The sequence below is a fragment of the Streptoverticillium olivoreticuli subsp. olivoreticuli genome, assembly GCF_003391135.1.
Lineage (GTDB): Bacteria > Actinomycetota > Actinomycetes > Streptomycetales > Streptomycetaceae > Streptomyces > Streptomyces blastmyceticus.
In genome coordinates this window covers 5380917-5398745 of the sequence record NZ_CP031455.1, presented here as the reverse complement: position 1 = coordinate 5398745, position 17829 = coordinate 5380917, and the positions used below count along the sequence as shown (strand labels likewise).

The following is a 17829-nucleotide window of genomic DNA, read 5'->3' as shown; positions in this document are numbered from 1 at the left end:
TTGATCCACTTCCTTGGACGGCCTCGCCACCGCGGCGGCGCCCGACGGCGAACGGGCGGACGGCGCGCCTGGGCACGCCGCCCGCCCGTGGCCGGACCGGGTCCGTCAGGACACCACCGCGGGATCCACGGGGTGCGCCGCGCGCTCCGCCTCGCCGTCGTCGCCCATGGCGACGCCGCGCCGCTTGGAGACGTAGACGGCACCGACGATGACGACGATCGCGAGCACCGCGACGCCGATCCGCAGGCCCCTGTTGGCGTCGGCCCCGTAGGAGAACTTGACCACCGCGGGCGCGATCAGCAGCGCCACCAGGTTCATCACCTTCAGCAGCGGGTTGATCGCGGGCCCCGCCGTGTCCTTGAACGGGTCGCCGACCGTGTCGCCGATGACCGTCGCGGCGTGCGCCTCGCTGCCCTTGCCGCCGTGGTGCCCGTCCTCGACCAGCTTCTTGGCGTTGTCCCAGGCACCACCGGAGTTGGCCAGGAAGACGGCCATCAGGGTGCCGGTGCCGATGGCGCCCGCGAGGTACGAACCGAGCGCGCCGACCCCGAGCGAGAAGCCGACCGCGATCGGTGCCATGACGGCCAGCAGGCCGGGCGTGGCGAGTTCGCGCAGCGCGTCCTTGGTGCAGATGTCCACCACGCGCCCGTACTCGGGCTTCTCGCTGTAGTCCATGATCCCGGGGTGCTCGCGGAACTGCCGCCGCACCTCGTAGACCACCGCGCCCGCCGACCGCGACACCGCGTTGATGGCGAGCCCCGAGAAGAGGAAGACGACCGCGGCGCCCAGCACCAGGCCCACGAGGTTGTTGGGCTGCGAGATGTCCAGACTCAGGTTCATCTCCGTGGACTTCGCGTGCACCTCGTCGACCGCCGTGGCGATCGCGTCGCGGTACGAACCGAAGAGCGCCGACGCCGCCAGCACCGCCGTGGCGATGGCGATGCCCTTGGTGATCGCCTTGGTGGTGTTGCCCACGGCGTCGAGGTCGGTGAGCACCTGCGCGCCCGCGCCCTCGACGTCCCCGGACATCTCGGCGATGCCCTGGGCGTTGTCGGAGACCGGGCCGAAGGTGTCCATGGCGACGATGACGCCGACGGTGGTGAGCAGCCCCGTGCCCGCGAGGGCGACGGCGAACAGCGCGAGCATGATCGAGGTGCCGCCCAGCAGGAACGCGCCGTAGACGGCGAGCGCGATGAGCACGGCCGAATAGACCGCCGACTCCAGGCCGATGGAGATGCCGGCGAGCACCACGGTCGCGGGACCGGTCAGCGAGGACTTGCCGATGTCGCGCACGGGCCGGCGGCTCGTCTCCGTGAAATAGCCCGTGAGTTGCTGGATCAGCGCGGCGAGGACGATGCCGATGGCCACCGCCACCAGGGCCAGCACCCGAGGGTCGCCCTTGTGCCCGCTGATGGCGGCGTCGCCGATGCCCTTCAAGTCGGCGTAGCTGGACGGCAGATACGCGAACACCGCCACCGCGACGAGCACCAGGGAGACGGCCGCCGAGATGAAGAAACCGCGGTTGATCGCGGTCATCCCGCTGCGGTCCGCGCGCCGCGGGGCCACGGCGAAGATGCCGATCATCGCGGTGACCACCCCGATGGCGGGGACGAGCAGCGGAAAGGCGAGGCCCGCGTCGCCGAACGCCGCCTTGCCGAGGATCAGCGCGGCGACCAGCGTCACGGCATACGACTCGAAGAGGTCGGCCGCCATGCCCGCGCAGTCCCCGACGTTGTCGCCCACGTTGTCGGCGATGGTGGCGGCATTGCGCGGATCGTCCTCCGGAATGCCTTGTTCCACCTTGCCGACCAGGTCGGCGCCGACGTCGGCGGCCTTGGTGAAGATGCCACCGCCGACCCTCATGAACATCGCGAGCAGCGCCGCGCCGAAGCCGAAGCCCTCCAGCACCTTGGGCGCGTCGGCCTTGTACGCCAGCACCACGCACGAGGCGCCCAGCAGGCCGAGCCCGACCGTGCACATGCCGACGACCCCGCCCGTCCGGAACGCGATCTTCATGGCCTTGTGGGAAACGGCCGTCAGATCCTTTTCGGGCTCGCCCTCGGCGGGGGTGGCCTCTCGCGCCGCGGCGGCGACCCGCACATTGCTGCGCACCGCGAGCCACATGCCGATATAGCCGGTGGCCGCGGAGAAGAGAGCGCCGATCAGGAAGAAGCCCGAACGCCCGATGCGCTGCGACCAGTTGTCCGCCGGCAACAGCATGAGCAGGAAGAACACGGCCACGGCGAAAAAGCCGAGGGTGCGCAACTGACGGGCGAGATAGGCATTCGCGCCTTCCTGCACCGCCGCGGCGATCTTTCTCATGCTGTCGGTGCCCTCGCGCGCCGCGAGCACCTGCCGTACGAGCACCACGGCGACCCCGAGCGCGGCGAGCGCCACGACCCCGATCACCAGTACCAGCGTGCGATTGCCCCGGGTCAGCTCGGCCGCGAGATTCTGGGTGAAGTCCACCTGTCGAGGGGTAAGGGGCCCCGCCATTCGTCCTCCTTGACGTTTGGCACATGGGCGCGCGACAGCACCGCGAACGCGGAACAGCCGCCACGCTCAGGCGTCCTGAGCTCAAGATGGACGGATTGTAGGGAGCATGGCGAGATCAAAACAGAGCGCGGCAAACGGAACCGGCCTTACCGCGGTGAAGATCGAGTGAATGATCGCGCGGCAAAAGATCGCGGAGAAAGATCCCGAATGCGCGACCGTGGATCCGTAAAGGAAAGATCGACGCGGGGAGATCGAAAGAGGAGATCAAAAGGGATCGGAAATAGACCCGCGGCTCATGCCGCACGGCGGAAATCCGCCCCCGCGGCGCGAGGAACCCCGGCCCGGCCCAGGACACGCTCCGGCCCCGCCAGCGCTGCCGCACGCCGAAACGGGGGCCCTCACCAGGACCCCTGACGGTTACGCCGAATCCGGGACGGCCCGCTACGGCAATACGGTGACGGCGGGCTACGACAGCACGTGCGCCGGTGTCGTCGGCCAGCTCATACGGATCAGGCCACCGCTCTCGTCGGCGGTCACCTCGACATCGTCGACCAGGCCGCTGATCACGGCGAGACCCATGTCGTCCTCGCCGTCGGCCCCGCCGTCGTCCTGAGCGGGCACGGACGAGCCCGGGTCACCGCTCGCGCCCCGCGCGGCCGCGAGCGCCGCGGCGGACGGCCCTGGGGCGTCGTCCCCGACCTCGATGGAGAACTTCTTCTCGTCCTCGATCAGCACGACCCGCACCGGGCTGGTCACACCATTGCTGATGTGCAGCCCGACCGCGCGGGAGCACGCCTCGCCCACGGCGAGACGGAGCTCGTCCAGCACGGCCTCGTCGACTCCGGCCCGGCGCGCCACCGCGGCCGCCACCAGCCGGGCGGTCCGGACATGCTCGGGAAGGGCACTGAAGAGCAGTTCGACGGTGGCCATGCCATCCCCCTCAATCGTACGTGCCCCCTTCCCCTCTTCCGGAAAAGGGCGGACTCGCAGGGAGGGCCGGACCCTCGGGCCCGGATCCCCCCACGTGGCAGTCTTCCTGCGACGACCGTCAGTCGGTCGCCTGCACCGCGTCCTCGACCGAGGTGTGAATCGGGAACACCTTGGTGAGGCCGGTGATACGGAAAATCTTCAGAATGCGCTCCTGGTTGCAGACCAGGCGCAGCGAGCCCTCATGGGCCCGCACCCGCTTGAGGCCGCCGACCAGCACGCCGAGCCCGGTGGAGTCGAGGAAGTCGACGCCCTCCATGTCCACGACGAGGTGATAGCTGCCGTCGTTGACAAGCTCGACCAACTGCTCACGCAGCTTGGGCGCGGTGTACACATCAATCTCGCCACCGACCCGGACAACCGTACGGTCGCCTACGGTCTCGGTCGACAGGGACAGGTCCACGGATCCTCCAGCACCTTGCATCGAGCGGTCGCCCCCCATGGATCGGCAGCCGCGATGGCATTCAATCACTTACCGGCAGGCGTGCACGACGCCTTGGCGCCATTGTCCGCCACGCCAGTGACACACTCGGTGTCAATGGCCAACGATCAACTCCCGCCGGAGGCGGGCATACACCCCGCTCCCCGGACGGTCCTCGACAGGCTGACCGCCGGGGCCGACCGGGCTGCACGCATCACTCATACGGAGCACTTGCCCCCGCGTCCGGGACGTCATGCCCCCTGGCCCGAGAAGATCCGGCCGGAAGTGGTCGACGCCATCCGGCTGGCCGGCATCGAACGCCCCTGGGCTCACCAGGCTCTCACGGCCGAGCACGCCCTGCGCGGCGAGTCCGTGGTGGTGGCCACCGGAACCGCCTCCGGGAAGTCCCTCGCCTACCTCGCCCCCGTGCTGAGCGCCCTGCTGGACGGGGCGGAGGCCCCGAACGGCCGTGGCGCCACCGCCCTCTACCTCGCCCCCACCAAGGCCCTCGCCGCCGACCAGCGACGCGCCGTACGGGCCCTGGCCGAGCCCCTGGGCAAGAGCGTCCGCCCCGCCGTCTACGACGGCGACACGCCCGTCGAGGAGCGGGAGTGGGTGCGGCAGTACGCCAATTACGCGCTCACCAACCCCGACATGCTCCACCGCTCGATCCTGCCCGCCCACCCCAAGTGGTCCTCCTTCCTGCGCGCCCTGCGCTATGTCGTCATCGACGAGTGCCACACCTACCGGGGCGTCTTCGGCTCGCACGTCGCCCAGGTGCTGCGCAGGCTCCGGCGTGTCTGCGCCCGCTACGGCTCGTATCCCGTCTTCCTCCTCGCCTCCGCCACCGTCTCCGACCCGGCCACCGCCGCCTCCAGACTCACCGGGGTGCCCGTGGCGGAGATCACCGAGGATTCCTCCCCGCGCGGCGAACTGGTCTTCGCCCTCTGGGAGCCCCCGCTCACCGAGCTCCACGGCGAGAAGGGCGCCCCCGTCCGCCGTACCGCCACCGCCGAGACCGCCGACCTCCTCACCGACCTCGTCGTCCAGGGCGTCCGCACGGTCGCGTTCGTCCGCTCCCGGCGCGGCGCCGAACTCGTCTCCCTCATCGCCCAGGAACGCCTGGCCGCCGTCGACCGCTCCCTCCCCTCCCGCGTCGCCGCCTACCGGGGCGGCTACCTCCCCGAGGAGCGCCGCGCCATCGAGCGCGCCCTGCACTCCGGCGAGCTGCTGGGCCTGTCGGCCACCACCGCCCTGGAACTCGGCGTCGACGTCGCCGGTCTCGACGCCGTCGTGCTCTGCGGCTATCCCGGCACCCGCGCCTCCCTGTGGCAGCAGGCGGGCCGCGCGGGCCGTACGGGCCGGGGCGCCCTCGCCGTCCTCGTCGCCCGCGACGACCCCCTGGACACCTATCTCGTCCACCACCCGGAGGCCCTCTTCCGGCAGCCGGTGGAATCCACCGTCCTCGACCCGGACAACCCCTACGTCCTCGCCCCCCATCTGTGCGCGGCGGCGGCCGAGCTGCCGCTCACCGAGGCCGATCTCTCCCTCTTCGGGCCCGAGGCCCCCGGTCTCCTCACCCAGCTCGAAGGGCGCAAGCTGCTCCGCCGCCGGGCCGCCGCCTGGCACTGGACGCGCCGCGAGCGCGCCGTCGACCTCACCGACATCCGGGGCGGGGGCGGGCGCCCCGTCCAGGTCGTGGAGGAGGGCACCGGGCGGCTGCTGGGCACCGTGGACGCCGACGCCGCGCACACCGCCGTCCACGAGGGCGCGGTCCACCTCCACCAGGGCCGGACCTATCTCGTCCGCCACCTCGACCTGGAGGACTCCGTCGCCCTGGTCGAGCAGGCCGACCCGCCCTATTCGACGACGGCCCGCGACACCACCTCCGTCTCGATCCTGGAGACCACCGCCGAGATCCCCTGGGGGGACGCGCGGCTCTGCTTCGGCTCCGTCGAAGTCACCAATCAGGTCGTCTCCTTCCTCCGCCGCCGGCTCATCAGCGGCGAGGTCCTCGGCGAGTCCAAGCTGGACCTGCCGCCCCGCACCCTGCGCACCCGGGCCGTGTGGTGGACCGTCACCGAGGACCAGCTCGACGACGCCCGCATCCACCCCGAGGCCCTCGGCGGCGCCCTGCACGCCGCGGAACACGCCTCCATCGGCATGCTGCCGCTCTTCGCCACCTGCGACCGCTGGGACATCGGCGGGGTCTCCGTCCCCCTCCACCCCGACACGCTCCTGCCCACCGTCTTCGTCTACGACGGTCACTCGGGCGGGGCCGGCTTCGCCGAACGCGCCTTCCACACCGCCGCCGAGTGGCTCACCGCCACCCGCGAGGCAATCGCCGCCTGCGAGTGCGAATCCGGCTGCCCCTCCTGCGTCCAGTCCCCCAAGTGCGGCAACGGCAACGACCCCCTCGACAAGAAGGCCGCCATCCGCCTCCTCACCCACCTCCTGAAGGGCGCCCCGCCGAAGCCTCCCGAGGAGACGTAGGGAACTCCCGCCACTCCGAGCCCGCGTAACGGCCCCTCAGGCGCGATCCCGGGCCGCGGGCGGCCCTGGAGGGAGGCGGGAGCGGGGAAGCGGCCCGAGGCGACCTGCGCCCTCCCCGAGGCCGCACCACCGACCGGCACCGAGCCCACTCCGGCCGACCCGCGAGACGCGACCCGGCACGGCTCACGGCTCACGGCTCACGGCTCACGGCTCACGGCTCACGGCTCACGGCTCACGGCTCACGGCTCACGGCCAAGCGTCTCCCGTCGCCGGGCCCGCTCGCGAGCGGACTCGCGCTTCGTACGGGCCCGCCCCGGCCTCGGCGGACACTTCGGCGTACTCACCGCTCACGGCGCAGCGCACCACCCGCGTGTGCTGGGCCACCGCCACCCGCCGAGCGAGACCGCACGCCGTCTGCTCGCCTTCGAGGGCGTGGTCCGCGGCCGCCAGCACCGCCAGGTCCGCCGCCCCGCCGGCCCGGTGACGGGCCTCGATCGCCTGCCCCATGGCCAGCACCACCGCGAACACCGCGCAGAACGCCGTGGCTGCCACCGCCACCCATGCCGTCGCCATGCCGCTGTCACCCCACGGTCTCTTCCGCAAGGGCCACCGCCTCTCCTCCCAGCCGGACCGCCAGCGGACCCGGCCCCGCGGCCCGGGCGTCGACGCGCACCCGGACCAGGTCGCCCTCCCTGGCCAGAGCGACCGTCGCGCCCTCGGGCGCGGCCGCCCTTGCCGCGGCGACGGCCACCGAAGGAGGGTCGGACCGGGCCGCCGCCCGGGCCCCGGCCCGCGCCGCGTCCACGCACTGGATCTGCGCGGACGCGGCCATCAACCCCCAGATCAGCGCCATGCCGAACACCGTCAGCGTCGGCAGCACCACCGCGGCCTCCGCGGTCACATAGCCACCGTCAGAACGGCGCATGGAGCGCCTTCTCGATCAGCCCCTGCAACGCCGCGGTGACGGCGCCACTTGTGACCACCTTGTAGAGCACGGCGGCCAGGGCGCAGGCCGCGAGCGTGCCGATGGCGTATTCGGCCGTGGACATCCCTGCCTCCGCACCGGCCCCGGACCGCGCCCCCACCCGCATTTCCTGCCATGAACGGAAATTCGACCACCACGACATCACCGACATCGCCATCACCACTTCCCCCGCTTTCGTCTCACGCATCGTCAATTGCCTTTCAGGAGTCCGCCCGCGAGCCCGATCACCACGGGCACCACGCCGACCGTCAGGAACGCGGGCAGGAAGCACAGCCCCAGCGGGGCCGTCACCAGGACGCCCGCGCGCCGGGCCCGTATGCCCGCCGCCCGGCTCCGCTCGGCGCGCAAGCGGGCCGCGAGCCGGGACATGGGCTCCACCGCGGGCACCCCGGTCGCCTGCGCGCGCTCCAGACAGTGCGCCAGGGCCTGGGCACGGGGGAGGGACCCGACCCGGCTCCAGGCCGTGGCGGGCTCGCCCCCGAGCCGGACCTCCGCGGCCGCCTGGGCCAGCCGCTCCCCCACCGGCCCGCCGAGGGAAGCGCCCACCGCCTCCGCCGCCTCCCTCGGCCCCGCCCCGGCGGCGAGACAGGCGGCCATGAGATCGGCGGCGAGCGGCAGTTGCCTCTCCACCTCTTCGGCCGGCACTGCCGGAGACGTGGCGCCCGGACCGTCGTCCGCTCTCCCCCTCCGCCGTCGCACCCGCCACATGCCGTACACGGCGGCGAGTCCCAGCCCCCACCCGGCGATTCCTCCGACGAGGATGGGACCAGCGGCAACCCCGGCCACCGGCCACCACCGACGGATCCCGGGGAGCCGCTCCGCCCACGACCGCAGCGACCCCACCGCCCGTCCAGCAGCCTCCGCCTCGCGTCGGCCGAGCAGGGACGCGGCTCTCCTGCGCGCGCCCCGCTTCCGGCGGACCGCCTTGAGAGCCGCTGCCGCCCCCGCGAGCCCGGCGCAGAGCGACATCACCATCCACAGGCTGTGGATAACATTTCCGCTCACCGGATCCCCCTCCGCTCCGAATCCGGCACGGCATCGGGCCCCGCACCCGGAACTCCGGCCGCGCCACGCACGATCCGGCCCGTCCAGGCGAGCCCCGCGCCCTCAAGCGCCCCGCCGAGGCACAGACAGCCCAGGCCCACCGGCGTGTGCAGCAACACCCTCAGCGGATCGGCCCCGAGCGCGCTGCCCATCAGCAGGGCCAGAACGGGAAGCACCGCGAGCATCACAGCGGTGGATCGGGTACCGGCCAACTGGGCGTGCAACTCCTCCCGTTGATCACGCTCCGCGCTCAGGGCCGCCGCCACCCGCTCCAGCCCGGAGGCCAGTCCCGCACCACCGTCGACCGCGACCTTCCAGCACGCGGCCACGCCCTGCAGCCCCTCGGCCCCCGGCAGTCGGCCCACCGAACGCAGCGCCTCCGGAACGTCCCCACCGAATCGCGCGGCCGCCGGAACCACCGCCCAGTCCCGCCCCAACTCCCTCGCCACAGCCCCCGAGAGGGCCTCGGCAGGCTGCCGACCCGCCCTCAGCTCACCCGCGACGACGCCGCACAGCTCGATCACCGCCGCTTCCCGTCGCTCGCGCTCATCCCTCGCCCGCCGGGCACGGAGCCACCTCCGCACGAGCGGCACCGCCGCCACCGCGGCCAACAGCGGCAGCACGGACTCCCCCAGCAGGGCCAAGGCACCGCCGACCGGGAGGCAGGCCAGCTCGCGCCGCTCCCGAGCCAGCCGCCGCAACCGGCCGACCCACACAACGGCCCATTCGGGCAGCCCGAATCCGACGGGCCCGATCTCGCCCCCGCCGGCGAACAGCAGCCTGGCCCGCCGGACTTCCTGGTCCGGCCTCGTCATCGACCAGGCCATGACCAGCGCTCCCAGCGCCGCCGCCGACCCGAGCCCGGCGTGGGGCACCGCCGCGTAGGCCGTCATGGCGCACACCCCCCGCGCTCGCACAGCTCCGCCAGCCGATCCCAGCCGCGCGCCCGCTCGAACCCCTCCGGACCGCGGACGGCCGCGGGCACGGTCGTGACGAACCCCGCCCGGTCGCGGTCCAGTACATGCACCTCGGCGACGCGCCGCAGCCCTCCGCGCTCCCGGACGAGATGGATCACGACGGCCAGCCCCGCCGCCAACTGACTGTGCAGCGCCGCCCGATCGAGGCCCGCCGTGGACCCCAGAGCCTCCAAACGGGCCGGAACGTCCGCCGCGGCATTCGCGTGGACCGTGCCACAACCTCCCTCGTGCCCCGTGTTCAACGCGGCCAGCAGGTCGGTGACCTCGGGGCCCCGGACCTCACCGACCACCAGCCGGTCCGGACGCATCCGCAGCGCCTGGCGCACCAGATCCCGCAGCGTGACCAGGCCGATTCCTTCCTGGTTCGCGGGCCGCGTCTCCAGCCGCACGACATGCGGATGGTCCGGCCGCAGCTCCGCCGAATCCTCGGCCAGAACGATCCGCTCGCCCGGAGAGACCAGCCCGAGCAAAGTCGTCAGCAACGTCGTCTTCCCGCTACCGGTCCCTCCACTGATCACAAAGGAGAGCCGTGCCTCCAACACCGCCCTCAACAAGCGTTCACCGCCCGGCGGAACGGTCCCCGCGACCACCAGATCGTCCAGGGTGAAGGCGCGCGGCCGCACCACCCGCAACGAGAGGCACGTCGAGCCCACGGCCACCGGGGGCAGCACGGCATGCAGCCGCGTCCCGTCCGGAAGCCGGGCATCCACCCATGGCCGGGCATCGTCCAGACGCCGCCCGGCGATCGCGGCGAGCCGCTGTGCGAGACGGCGCACCGCGGCGGCGTCGGGGAAGGTCACCCCCGTGCGCTCCAGCCCGGAACCCCGGTCGACCCACACCTGATCGGGCGCGGTGACGAGCACATCGGTGACCTCCGGTTCGGCGAGCAGCCGCTCCAACGGGCCGGTGCCGACCAGCTCGGACCGCAACCGGGTGACGACACCGAGCACTTCGGCGTCCCCCAGCAGCCGCCCTTCACGGCGCAGCGCCTCCGCCACCCGGGCCGGTGTGGGCTCCGTACCGCTCTCGGCGAGCCTCAGCCGCACGGCGTCCAGCAGCTCGGCGCTCATGGCGAGACCCCGCTGCCGTCGACGGTCAACTGGCTCCAGAACTCCGCGCAGAACCGGGCGAGCGGTCCGCGATCGGAGCCCGGCGGGCGTCCTGCGGCCAACGCGGCGGGCAGACCGGGGTCCCCGGGCAGCTCACCGGCGAGCGGCAGACCGAGAAGGCGGGCGATCTCCTCCCCGTCGAGCCCGGACCCGCAGGGGCCGCGCACGACCGCCCTGAGGTCGCCGAGCACCATCCCCACCGTGGACGCGACACGCTGCGCCGCCACCACGGCGCGCAGCTCGGCGGGCACCACCAACAGGCCCATGTCCAGCTGCCCGAGGGCCTCGACGGCGGCATCGTCGAGCCGCCGCGGCAGGTCGACGACGACCACCCCTCCGCGCCTGCGCGCCGCGCCGAGGACGGCCCGCATGGCGTCGGGCGGCACGCTCGCGCACGTCCCCCTGTCCCAGCTGAGCAGGCGCAGCGCGTGCAGCTCGGGCAGCGCCTCCTCCAGCGCCTGGCCCGCCACCCGGCCGCGCGAGTCGGCGAAGGCCGGCCAGCGGAGCCCTTCCGCCTTCTCGCCGCCGAACAGCACGTCCAGCCCCCCGCCCAGCGGGTCGCCGTCGATGAGCATGGTGCGCCGCTCGGAGCGGGCCGCGCCGACGGCGAGGGCGCACGCCAGCGTGCTCGCTCCCGCTCCTCCTCGGCCGCCGATCACCCCGACGGTCAGGGCGGGCCGCCCGCCCTCCTCCACGGCGTCGGCGATCCGGTCGACCAGCCATGCCTCGTTCTCCGGCAGCAGGGCGACCCCGCGGGCGCCGAGCTCCACGGCCCGTCGCCAGATGCCTGGGTCTTCCTGGTCCCTGCCGACGAGCACGACCCCTTCGCCCGGGGCCGCGGCGGCGTCCTTGCCGAGGCGGCCCGCGCAGTCGTCACCGACCAGGACCAGGGGTGCCCGCTCCCAAGCCCCTCTGCGCGCGGGCATTGTGTGCGCGACCTCGGGCACCGCTCCCGCCGCGGCGCAGAGCCGCAGGAGATCGTCGAGCAGCGCCTCGTCCTCCGCGACGATCAAGGGACCGGCCCGTCTCGCCTCGGCGGCGGGCGGCCAATCGGATGCACTGGATCCGGCCACGATGTCCTCCCCGTCCCACTACGCGCTCTCGCTTCCACGAACATCGCGGAACAGCGCGGGGAATCACCGTGCCCGGAACTGAAAAATCATGTGGATCTTGGTTGAAAACTGTGGACAACTGAGCCGTTGTGAATATCCCGGTCACCTATACCGGTGACTTCCGGAGAGCAGCCTGGCGATTACGCAGCGTGACGCGTATGAAGGAGAGGAGACCACGGCGCCGCGAGGCCGAGAGGAAGGAGAGGAGGCGGGTGGGGATGGTCAAAACACATCCGGACATGCGACGACCCCCGCCGGGGGGGAGAGCGGGGGTCGTCCCCACGGCCGACTCGGGGGGGGAGGAGTCGGGCCGGGTTAGACACGGTCGCGAACGATCCGTGACTTCCATGGTGTACCCGAGAGCCTTCTCAGGCAAACCCACACGCCTCAGCTTACGCCGAATGGAGGGCCCCTATGCTCGGCACCGTGGAAAACCACTCGCTGTCCCGGACAGCCGCGTTCTTTGATCTGGACAAGACGGTCATTGCCAAGTCGAGCACGCTCACCTTCAGCAAGTCCTTCTACCAAGGCGGTTTGATCAACCGACGCGCCGTCCTGCGAACCGCATACGCGCAGTTCGTCTTCCTCGCCGGCGGCGCCGATCATGACCAGATGGAGCGGATGCGCGAGTATCTCTCCGCGCTCTGCCGGGGCTGGAATGTCCAGCAGGTCCGTGAGCTCGTCGCGGAGACTCTGCACGAACTCATCGACCCGATCATTTACGACGAGGCCGCCTCTCTCATCGAAGCACACCACACCGCCGGCCGCGACGTGGTGATTGTCAGCACCTCCGGCGCCGAGGTCGTCGAGCCGATCGGTGAACTCCTCGGCGCGGACCGCGTGGTCGCCACCCGCATGGTCGTCGAGGACGGCGCCTTCACCGGCGAAGTCGAGTACTACGCCTATGGCCCGACCAAGGCCGAGGCCATCAGGGAGCTCGCGGAGTCCGAGGGATACGATCTCGCGCGCTGCTATGCGTACAGCGACTCGGTGACCGATATCCCGATGCTCGAATCGGTGGGGCACCCGCACGCGGTGAATCCGGACCGCGCGTTGCGCCGGGAGGCGGCCGCCCGCGACTGGCCGATCCTGTCCTTCAACCGGCCGGTGCGCCTCAAGCAGCGCGTTCCGGCCCTCTCTTTGCCTTCCCGCCCCGCCCTTGTCACCGCCGCCGCGGTCGGCGCGGCCGTCGCCACCGCGAGCCTGGTCTGGCTCGCCAGCCGACGCCGCACACCCGGCGCCCGCATTGCCCGCCTTTGAAGGCAAAAGCAAAGAACTGCGGCTTGGGCTTCCGCTTCGTGGGCGACAGGAGTAGAAAGGAATCAACGGCCCGCGAGACCAGGGACATCCGATGAGGAAGCCCTTCACGCACCACGGCCCCACGGACCGAGCATGAACGTCGGGCACCCACGCGACGCCGACCCGTCGATTACGGGCCAGCCGCACCAGGGGCGAGCGAAGTCTCGACCTGATGGGCAAACATCGTGCACGCATGGTAACCCGGCGAACATGCCAGCGGCGGTACCGGATTTGACCGGTACCGCCGCAACCCTGTCTCCAGGTTTTCCAGCACTTCTCCCGACTCGGAGCCCTCCTCGGCCCCGGGCGCCCCGGCCCGGAAGCGCGCCTCGGCCCCGGCCAGGGGACCGGGGCCGGCCCGTCAGGCCGCTCCGCGCTGAAGCGCCTCGCAGACGGCCGTGCTCTCCCGCACTCCCAGCTCCAGGGCGCGGGCACAGTGGATGATCCAGGCCGCCACCCCCTCGGGCGTACCGGACACATAGCCGTCGAGCGCCGCCACGTAGGCCGCCCGGCCCAATTCGGCGTGACCCACCTCCGCGGGGCAGACCGACTTGGGGTCGAGCCCGCTGCCGACGAGGACGATCCTCTCGGCGGTGCGCGCCACCAGGCCGTTGCACGATCCGAAGGGTCGCAGCGCGAGCAGTTCGCCGTGCACCACGGCGGCCGTCACCAGCGCGGGCGCCCCACTGCCCGCGATCAGCAGCTCGGCCAGCCCGTCCAGCCGCCCCGACACCTCGGAGGCGCTCGGCAGCTCCAGCTCGATCAGCGGCTCGTCGACCGGTTCGCCCGCCAGCCGGGGCCGCCCCACCGTCTCGTCGGGCCGGTTGCCGCCCGCCGCCACCAGGTGCAGCCTGGCCAGCACCCGCAGCGGCGACTGCCGCCATACGCTCAGCAGTTGCCCCGCCTCGGCAGTGAGCCTCAGGGCCGCACCCACCGTCCGCGGCTCGCCTTCGACGCTGAAGTCGGTGCGGCGACGCACCTCTTCGAGCGCCCAGTCGGCGCCGGAGAGCGCCGCGGAGCCACGCGCTCCGCGCAGCGCGGCCTCGGAGGCGATCTCATTGCTGCGGCGGCGCATCACCCGGTGACCGTAGACACGGTCCACCGCCTTGCGCACGGAGTCCACGGAGTCGGCAACGCCAGGGAGCGAACCCAGGGCCGCGAGCGGGTCGGCAGTCGTACTCATGGGTAAAACAGTACGCACTTTGGCTTCACACCCCCCGAAGGAGTGGTCTTCTTCACGCGCGGCTCTCACTTTCTGCGGCCATCGCCCTACGCTTGGTGAACATGAAGATCGCTTTCGTAGGCAAGGGCGGCAGCGGCAAGACCACGCTGTCCTCACTGTTCATCCGCCATCTCGCCGCGGACGGCGCCCCCCTGATCGCGGTGGACGCCGATATCAACCAGCACCTCGGCGCCGCGCTCGGGCTGGACGACGAGGAGGCCGCCGCACTGCCCGCGATGGGCGCCCAGCTCCCTTTGATCAAGGACTATCTGCGCGGCGGCAACCCCCGGATCACCTCCGCCGCCACGATGATCAAGACGACCCCGCCGGGCGAGGGCTCACGGCTGCTGCGGGTGGACGAGGAGAACCCCGTCTACGCGGCCTGCGCCCGCACCGTGCCGCTGGACGACGGCGCCTCGGTCCGGCTGATGGCCACCGGCCCGTTCACCGAGTCCGACCTTGGAGTCGCCTGCTACCACTCCAAGGTCGGCGCGGTCGAGTTGTGCCTCAACCACCTTGTCGACGGCCCCGGTGAGTATGTCGTCGTCGACATGACGGCGGGCAGCGACTCCTTCGCGTCCGGGATGTTCACCCGCTTCGACATGACGTTCCTGGTGGCCGAGCCCACCCGCAAGGGAGTCTCGGTCTACCGCCAGTACAAGGAGTACGCACAGGACTTCGGGGTCTCCCTGAAGGTGGTCGGCAACAAGGTGCAGGGAGCCGACGACCTCGACTTCCTGCGTGCGGAGGTCGGTGACGACCTGCTGGTCACGGTCGGCCACTCCGACTGGGTGCGGGCCATGGAGAAGGGCCGGCCGCCCCGCTTCGGGCTGCTCGAGGAGTCCAACCGGGCGGCGCTGCGGACGCTTCGTGAGACGGCGGACGGCGCGTACGAGCGGCGCGACTGGCAGCGCTACACGCGACAGATGGTGCACTTCCACCTGAAGAACGCGGAGAGCTGGGGCAACGCCAAGACCGGCGCCGATCTGGCCGCCCAGGTCGACCCCTCGTTCGTCCTCGACGAGCGGCAGGCGGCCACCGCACCGCTGCCCGCCTGATCGGAGTCCCGAAAAGAAACGGCGGGAAACAGCCGTAGCGCACTCGACACAGGCAACACCCCCCACACAGAACGAAATCGAAGAACAGCTGGCAGATAAAGACACGTCTTCACTCGATAGGAGGAATCGCACTCTTCGTCGACCTTCCGGCCTTCCCTCCACCTTTACTCTCCATTACGATTCGTTTACCGAGTGTTGATACACCCCCGCCACCGCAGCCAGCTCCCGCCGCTGCACGCCGTGACCACGGCCGCGTCCCATCCGCGGCCGCGCCGCCCCGACGAAGACGGGAACGCCCATGCAGCCTCAGTCGACGAATACGACGGATACGTCGAAGACAACGGGTACGTCGGAAACAACAGACTCGACGGACTCACAACGCAGCGGAAAACGCATCTCCGGCGGGTCCGGCTGGCGGCGGGATCTCTCCGCTTCCGTGGTCGTCTTCCTGATCGCCGTCCCGCTCTCCCTGGGCATCGCCCTGGCCACCGGCGCCCCGCTCCGCGCCGGCCTGGTCGCGGCGGCGGTCGGCGGCATCGTCCCGGGACTGCTGGGCGGCGCCCCGCTCCAGGTCAGCGGCGCCGCCACGGGGCTCGTCGTGGTGACCGCGGAGCTGGTGCAGAGGTACGGCTGGCGGGCCACCTGCGCGATCACCGTCCTCGCGGGCCTGGCCCAACTGGCGCTCGGCGCGGCCCGGGTGGCCCGCGCCGCGCCCGCCGTCAGCCCGGCCATCGTGCACGGCCTGCTCGCGGGCATCGGCGTCACCATCGCGCTCGGACAGGTCCATGTCGTCCTGGGCGGCAGCCCGTACAGCTCGGCACCGGCCAATCTCGCCGCGCTTCCCTCGGTGCTGACGGACCCGCACCCGTCGGCCCTGCTCGTCGGCGCGATCACGCTGGCCGTGCTGGTCGCCTGGCCCCGGCTGCCGGGGCGATTCGGCCATGGGCTGCGCACGGTCCCGGCGCCGCTGGCCGCGGTCGCCGTGGCCACCGCGGCCGCCACCGGGCTGACCCTGCCCCGGGTCTCGCTGCCCCGGTGGGAGTTCCAGGCAATGCCCGCCCTGCCGGAGGGGCCGGTGCTCGGGGTGTTCGCGGCCGTCCTGACGGTCACCCTCGTCGCGAGCATGGAGTCGCTGCTGTCCGCGGTGGCGGTCGACCGGTTGCGGGCCGAGCAGCCGGACGCGCCGGCCGGCCCGGCCGCGCTCGACCGGGAGCTCGTCGGGCAAGGGGCGGCGAATGTGGTGTCCGGGCTGCTGGGCGGGCTGCCGATCGCCGGTGGCGCGCTGCGCGGCTCGGCGAACGTCAGGGCGGGGGCCGCCACCCGTAAGTCCACGGTCCTGCACGGGGTGTGGGTGCTGCTCTGCGCGGGCCTGCTCACTTCCGTGCTGGAGCTGATCCCCTTGGCGGCGCTGGCCGCGCTGGTCATGGCCGTCGGCGTCAAGATGGTGAGCTTCGCCCACATCAAGCACGTGCGGCGGCACCGGGACTTCCCGATGTACGCGGCCACCCTGGGGTCGGTGGTGCTGCTCGGCGTGCTCCAGGGGCTCACGGTCGGGGTCGTGGTCGCCGCCTTCCTCTCCCTGCGGCGGCTCGCCCACACCCGTATCACCGTCGAGGCCCGGCCGAGCGGTCACCTGGTCGTCGTCAGCGGTCAGTTGACGTTCCTCGCGGTGCCACGGCTGACCCGGGCGCTGGCACAAGTGCCCGCCCGCGCGGGCGTGGTGGTCGAACTGGGAGGTTCGTTCATGGATCACGCCGCCTATGACGCCCTGCAGTCATGGACCGACACCCACCGGGCACAGGGTGGTTGGGTCACCCTCCGCGGGCGCGGGGGGCAGCCGATCGCCGAGCCGTCCAGCGCCCACGCGTGCCACCCATGGACCCCCTGGCGCAATCACCACTGCACCCGCCCCGCCGTCGACCACGACACCGCGGACACCGGCGGCGGGCGGCAGCTCCTCGGCGGGGTCACCGCGTTCCAGCGCCACACGGCCCCCCTGGTGCGGGACGAGCTGGCCCGGCTCGCCCTCGAAGGGCAGCGCCCCACCCAGCTCTTCCTCACCTGCGCCGACTCCCGGCTGGTGACGAGCATGATCACCTCCAGCGGTCCCGGCGATCTGTTCACCGTGCGCAACGTCGGCAATCTGATGCCTCCGCCCGGCTCCGACGGCACCTGCGATTCGGTCGGCGCCGCCGTGGAGTACGCGGTGGAGGTGCTGGAGGTCGGCACCATCACCGTCTGCGGGCACTCCGGATGCGGGGCGATGCAGGCGCTGCTCGACGCCGCAGACCAGGGGCCGGGCGCCCAGCAGACCTCGCTCACCCGCTGGTTGCGGCACGGCCGCCCGAGCCTGGCCCGGATGCAGCGGATCGGCCGGCTCGGCCGCGGCGAGGTCGCGCTGGCCGACCGCCCCGTGGCGGACGACGTCGAACGCCTCGCGCTCGTCAATGTGATGCAGCAGCTCGACCACCTGATGGCCCATGCGTCCGTCGCCCGCCGCGTGGCGGAAGGAACGCTTCAGCTCCAGGGGATGTATTTCCACGTGGCCGAGGCCCAGGCCTATGTTCTCAACCAGCGCTCGCGGACCTTCAAGGCAGTGCGGCCGGAAGTTCTCGACGCCGTCTGA

General features: G+C 72.1%; 15 protein-coding genes. 4 read left to right on the top strand and 11 right to left on the bottom strand.

Annotated features, from left to right (window positions below; translation table 11 throughout):
• Positions 1-105: 105 nt before the first annotated feature.
• The 3 genes from DXZ73_RS23775 to bldG all read right to left on the bottom strand — a co-directional run bounded on the left by DXZ73_RS23775 (position 106) and on the right by bldG (position 3886).
• On the bottom strand, positions 106-2496 hold the full coding sequence (locus tag DXZ73_RS23775; protein ID WP_116213094.1) for a sodium-translocating pyrophosphatase: 2391 nt from the start codon (positions 2494-2496) through the stop codon (positions 106-108).
• A 465-nt stretch (positions 2497-2961) separates the two neighbouring features.
• Positions 2962-3426, bottom strand: a complete 465-nt coding sequence (locus DXZ73_RS23770; RefSeq protein WP_116213093.1) for an ATP-binding protein — start codon at positions 3424-3426, stop codon at positions 2962-2964.
• Positions 3427-3544: 118 nt separating this feature from the next.
• Complete coding sequence (gene bldG / locus DXZ73_RS23765) at positions 3545-3886, bottom strand: anti-sigma factor antagonist BldG (RefSeq protein WP_030367299.1); 342 nt, start codon at positions 3884-3886, stop codon at positions 3545-3547.
• A gap of 54 nt (positions 3887-3940) precedes the next feature.
• Here bldG and DXZ73_RS23760 point away from each other — a divergent pair, with 54 nt between their 5' ends.
• The gene (locus tag DXZ73_RS23760; RefSeq protein WP_116213092.1) at positions 3941-6397 is read left to right on the top strand and encodes a DEAD/DEAH box helicase; all 2457 of its coding nucleotides are present in this window, start codon (positions 3941-3943) and stop codon (positions 6395-6397) included.
• A 246-nt stretch (positions 6398-6643) separates the two neighbouring features.
• Here DXZ73_RS23760 and DXZ73_RS23755 read toward each other — a convergent pair whose 3' ends face one another.
• From DXZ73_RS23755 to ssd, 7 genes are read right to left on the bottom strand one after another with little or no spacing between them, the layout of a single operon-like run.
• Positions 6644-6970 (bottom strand): Rv3654c family TadE-like protein, encoded by a 327-nt coding sequence (locus DXZ73_RS23755; protein WP_116213091.1) that lies wholly within the window; start codon positions 6968-6970, stop codon positions 6644-6646.
• Positions 6971-6977: 7 nt separating this feature from the next.
• Positions 6978-7322 (bottom strand): TadE family type IV pilus minor pilin, encoded by a 345-nt coding sequence (locus tag DXZ73_RS23750; protein ID WP_116213090.1) that lies wholly within the window; start codon positions 7320-7322, stop codon positions 6978-6980.
• Positions 7309-7569 (bottom strand): DUF4244 domain-containing protein, encoded by a 261-nt coding sequence (locus DXZ73_RS23745; RefSeq protein ID WP_240351464.1) that lies wholly within the window; start codon positions 7567-7569, stop codon positions 7309-7311. The genes DXZ73_RS23750 and DXZ73_RS23745 overlap by 14 nt, the downstream gene beginning before the upstream one ends.
• Before the next feature lie 2 nt (positions 7570-7571).
• Positions 7572-8387, bottom strand: a complete 816-nt coding sequence (locus tag DXZ73_RS23740; RefSeq protein WP_240351463.1) for a type II secretion system F family protein — start codon at positions 8385-8387, stop codon at positions 7572-7574.
• On the bottom strand, positions 8384-9319 hold the full coding sequence (locus DXZ73_RS23735) for a type II secretion system F family protein (protein ID WP_116215799.1): 936 nt from the start codon (positions 9317-9319) through the stop codon (positions 8384-8386). The genes DXZ73_RS23740 and DXZ73_RS23735 overlap by 4 nt, the downstream gene beginning before the upstream one ends.
• Positions 9316-10473, bottom strand: a complete 1158-nt coding sequence (locus tag DXZ73_RS23730) for a TadA family conjugal transfer-associated ATPase (RefSeq protein WP_116213089.1) — start codon at positions 10471-10473, stop codon at positions 9316-9318. Before DXZ73_RS23730 ends, DXZ73_RS23735 begins: the two co-directional genes overlap by 4 nt.
• A complete protein-coding gene (gene ssd / locus DXZ73_RS23725; protein WP_116213088.1) occupies positions 10470-11585 on the bottom strand; it encodes a septum site-determining protein Ssd in 1116 nt (371 codons plus the stop codon). The genes DXZ73_RS23730 and ssd overlap by 4 nt, the downstream gene beginning before the upstream one ends.
• 453 nt (positions 11586-12038) lie before the next feature.
• On the opposite strand from ssd, the gene DXZ73_RS23720 reads away from it, so the two are divergent.
• The gene (locus DXZ73_RS23720) at positions 12039-12884 is read left to right on the top strand and encodes an HAD family hydrolase (protein ID WP_116213087.1); all 846 of its coding nucleotides are present in this window, start codon (positions 12039-12041) and stop codon (positions 12882-12884) included.
• Positions 12885-13284: 400 nt separating this feature from the next.
• On the opposite strand, the gene DXZ73_RS23715 is transcribed toward DXZ73_RS23720, so the two are convergent.
• Positions 13285-14106: an oxidoreductase gene (locus DXZ73_RS23715; RefSeq protein ID WP_116213086.1), complete on the bottom strand. Its 822-nt coding sequence runs from the start codon at positions 14104-14106 to the stop codon at positions 13285-13287.
• 101 nt (positions 14107-14207) lie between these two features.
• Between DXZ73_RS23715 and DXZ73_RS23710 the strand changes: the two genes are divergently transcribed.
• Together DXZ73_RS23710 and DXZ73_RS23705 are read left to right on the top strand one after the other, a co-directional pair.
• On the top strand, positions 14208-15203 hold the full coding sequence (locus DXZ73_RS23710) for an ATP-binding protein (protein ID WP_116213085.1): 996 nt from the start codon (positions 14208-14210) through the stop codon (positions 15201-15203).
• Positions 15204-15501: 298 nt separating this feature from the next.
• Positions 15502-17829 (top strand): SulP family inorganic anion transporter, encoded by a 2328-nt coding sequence (locus tag DXZ73_RS23705; RefSeq protein WP_116213084.1) that lies wholly within the window; start codon positions 15502-15504, stop codon positions 17827-17829.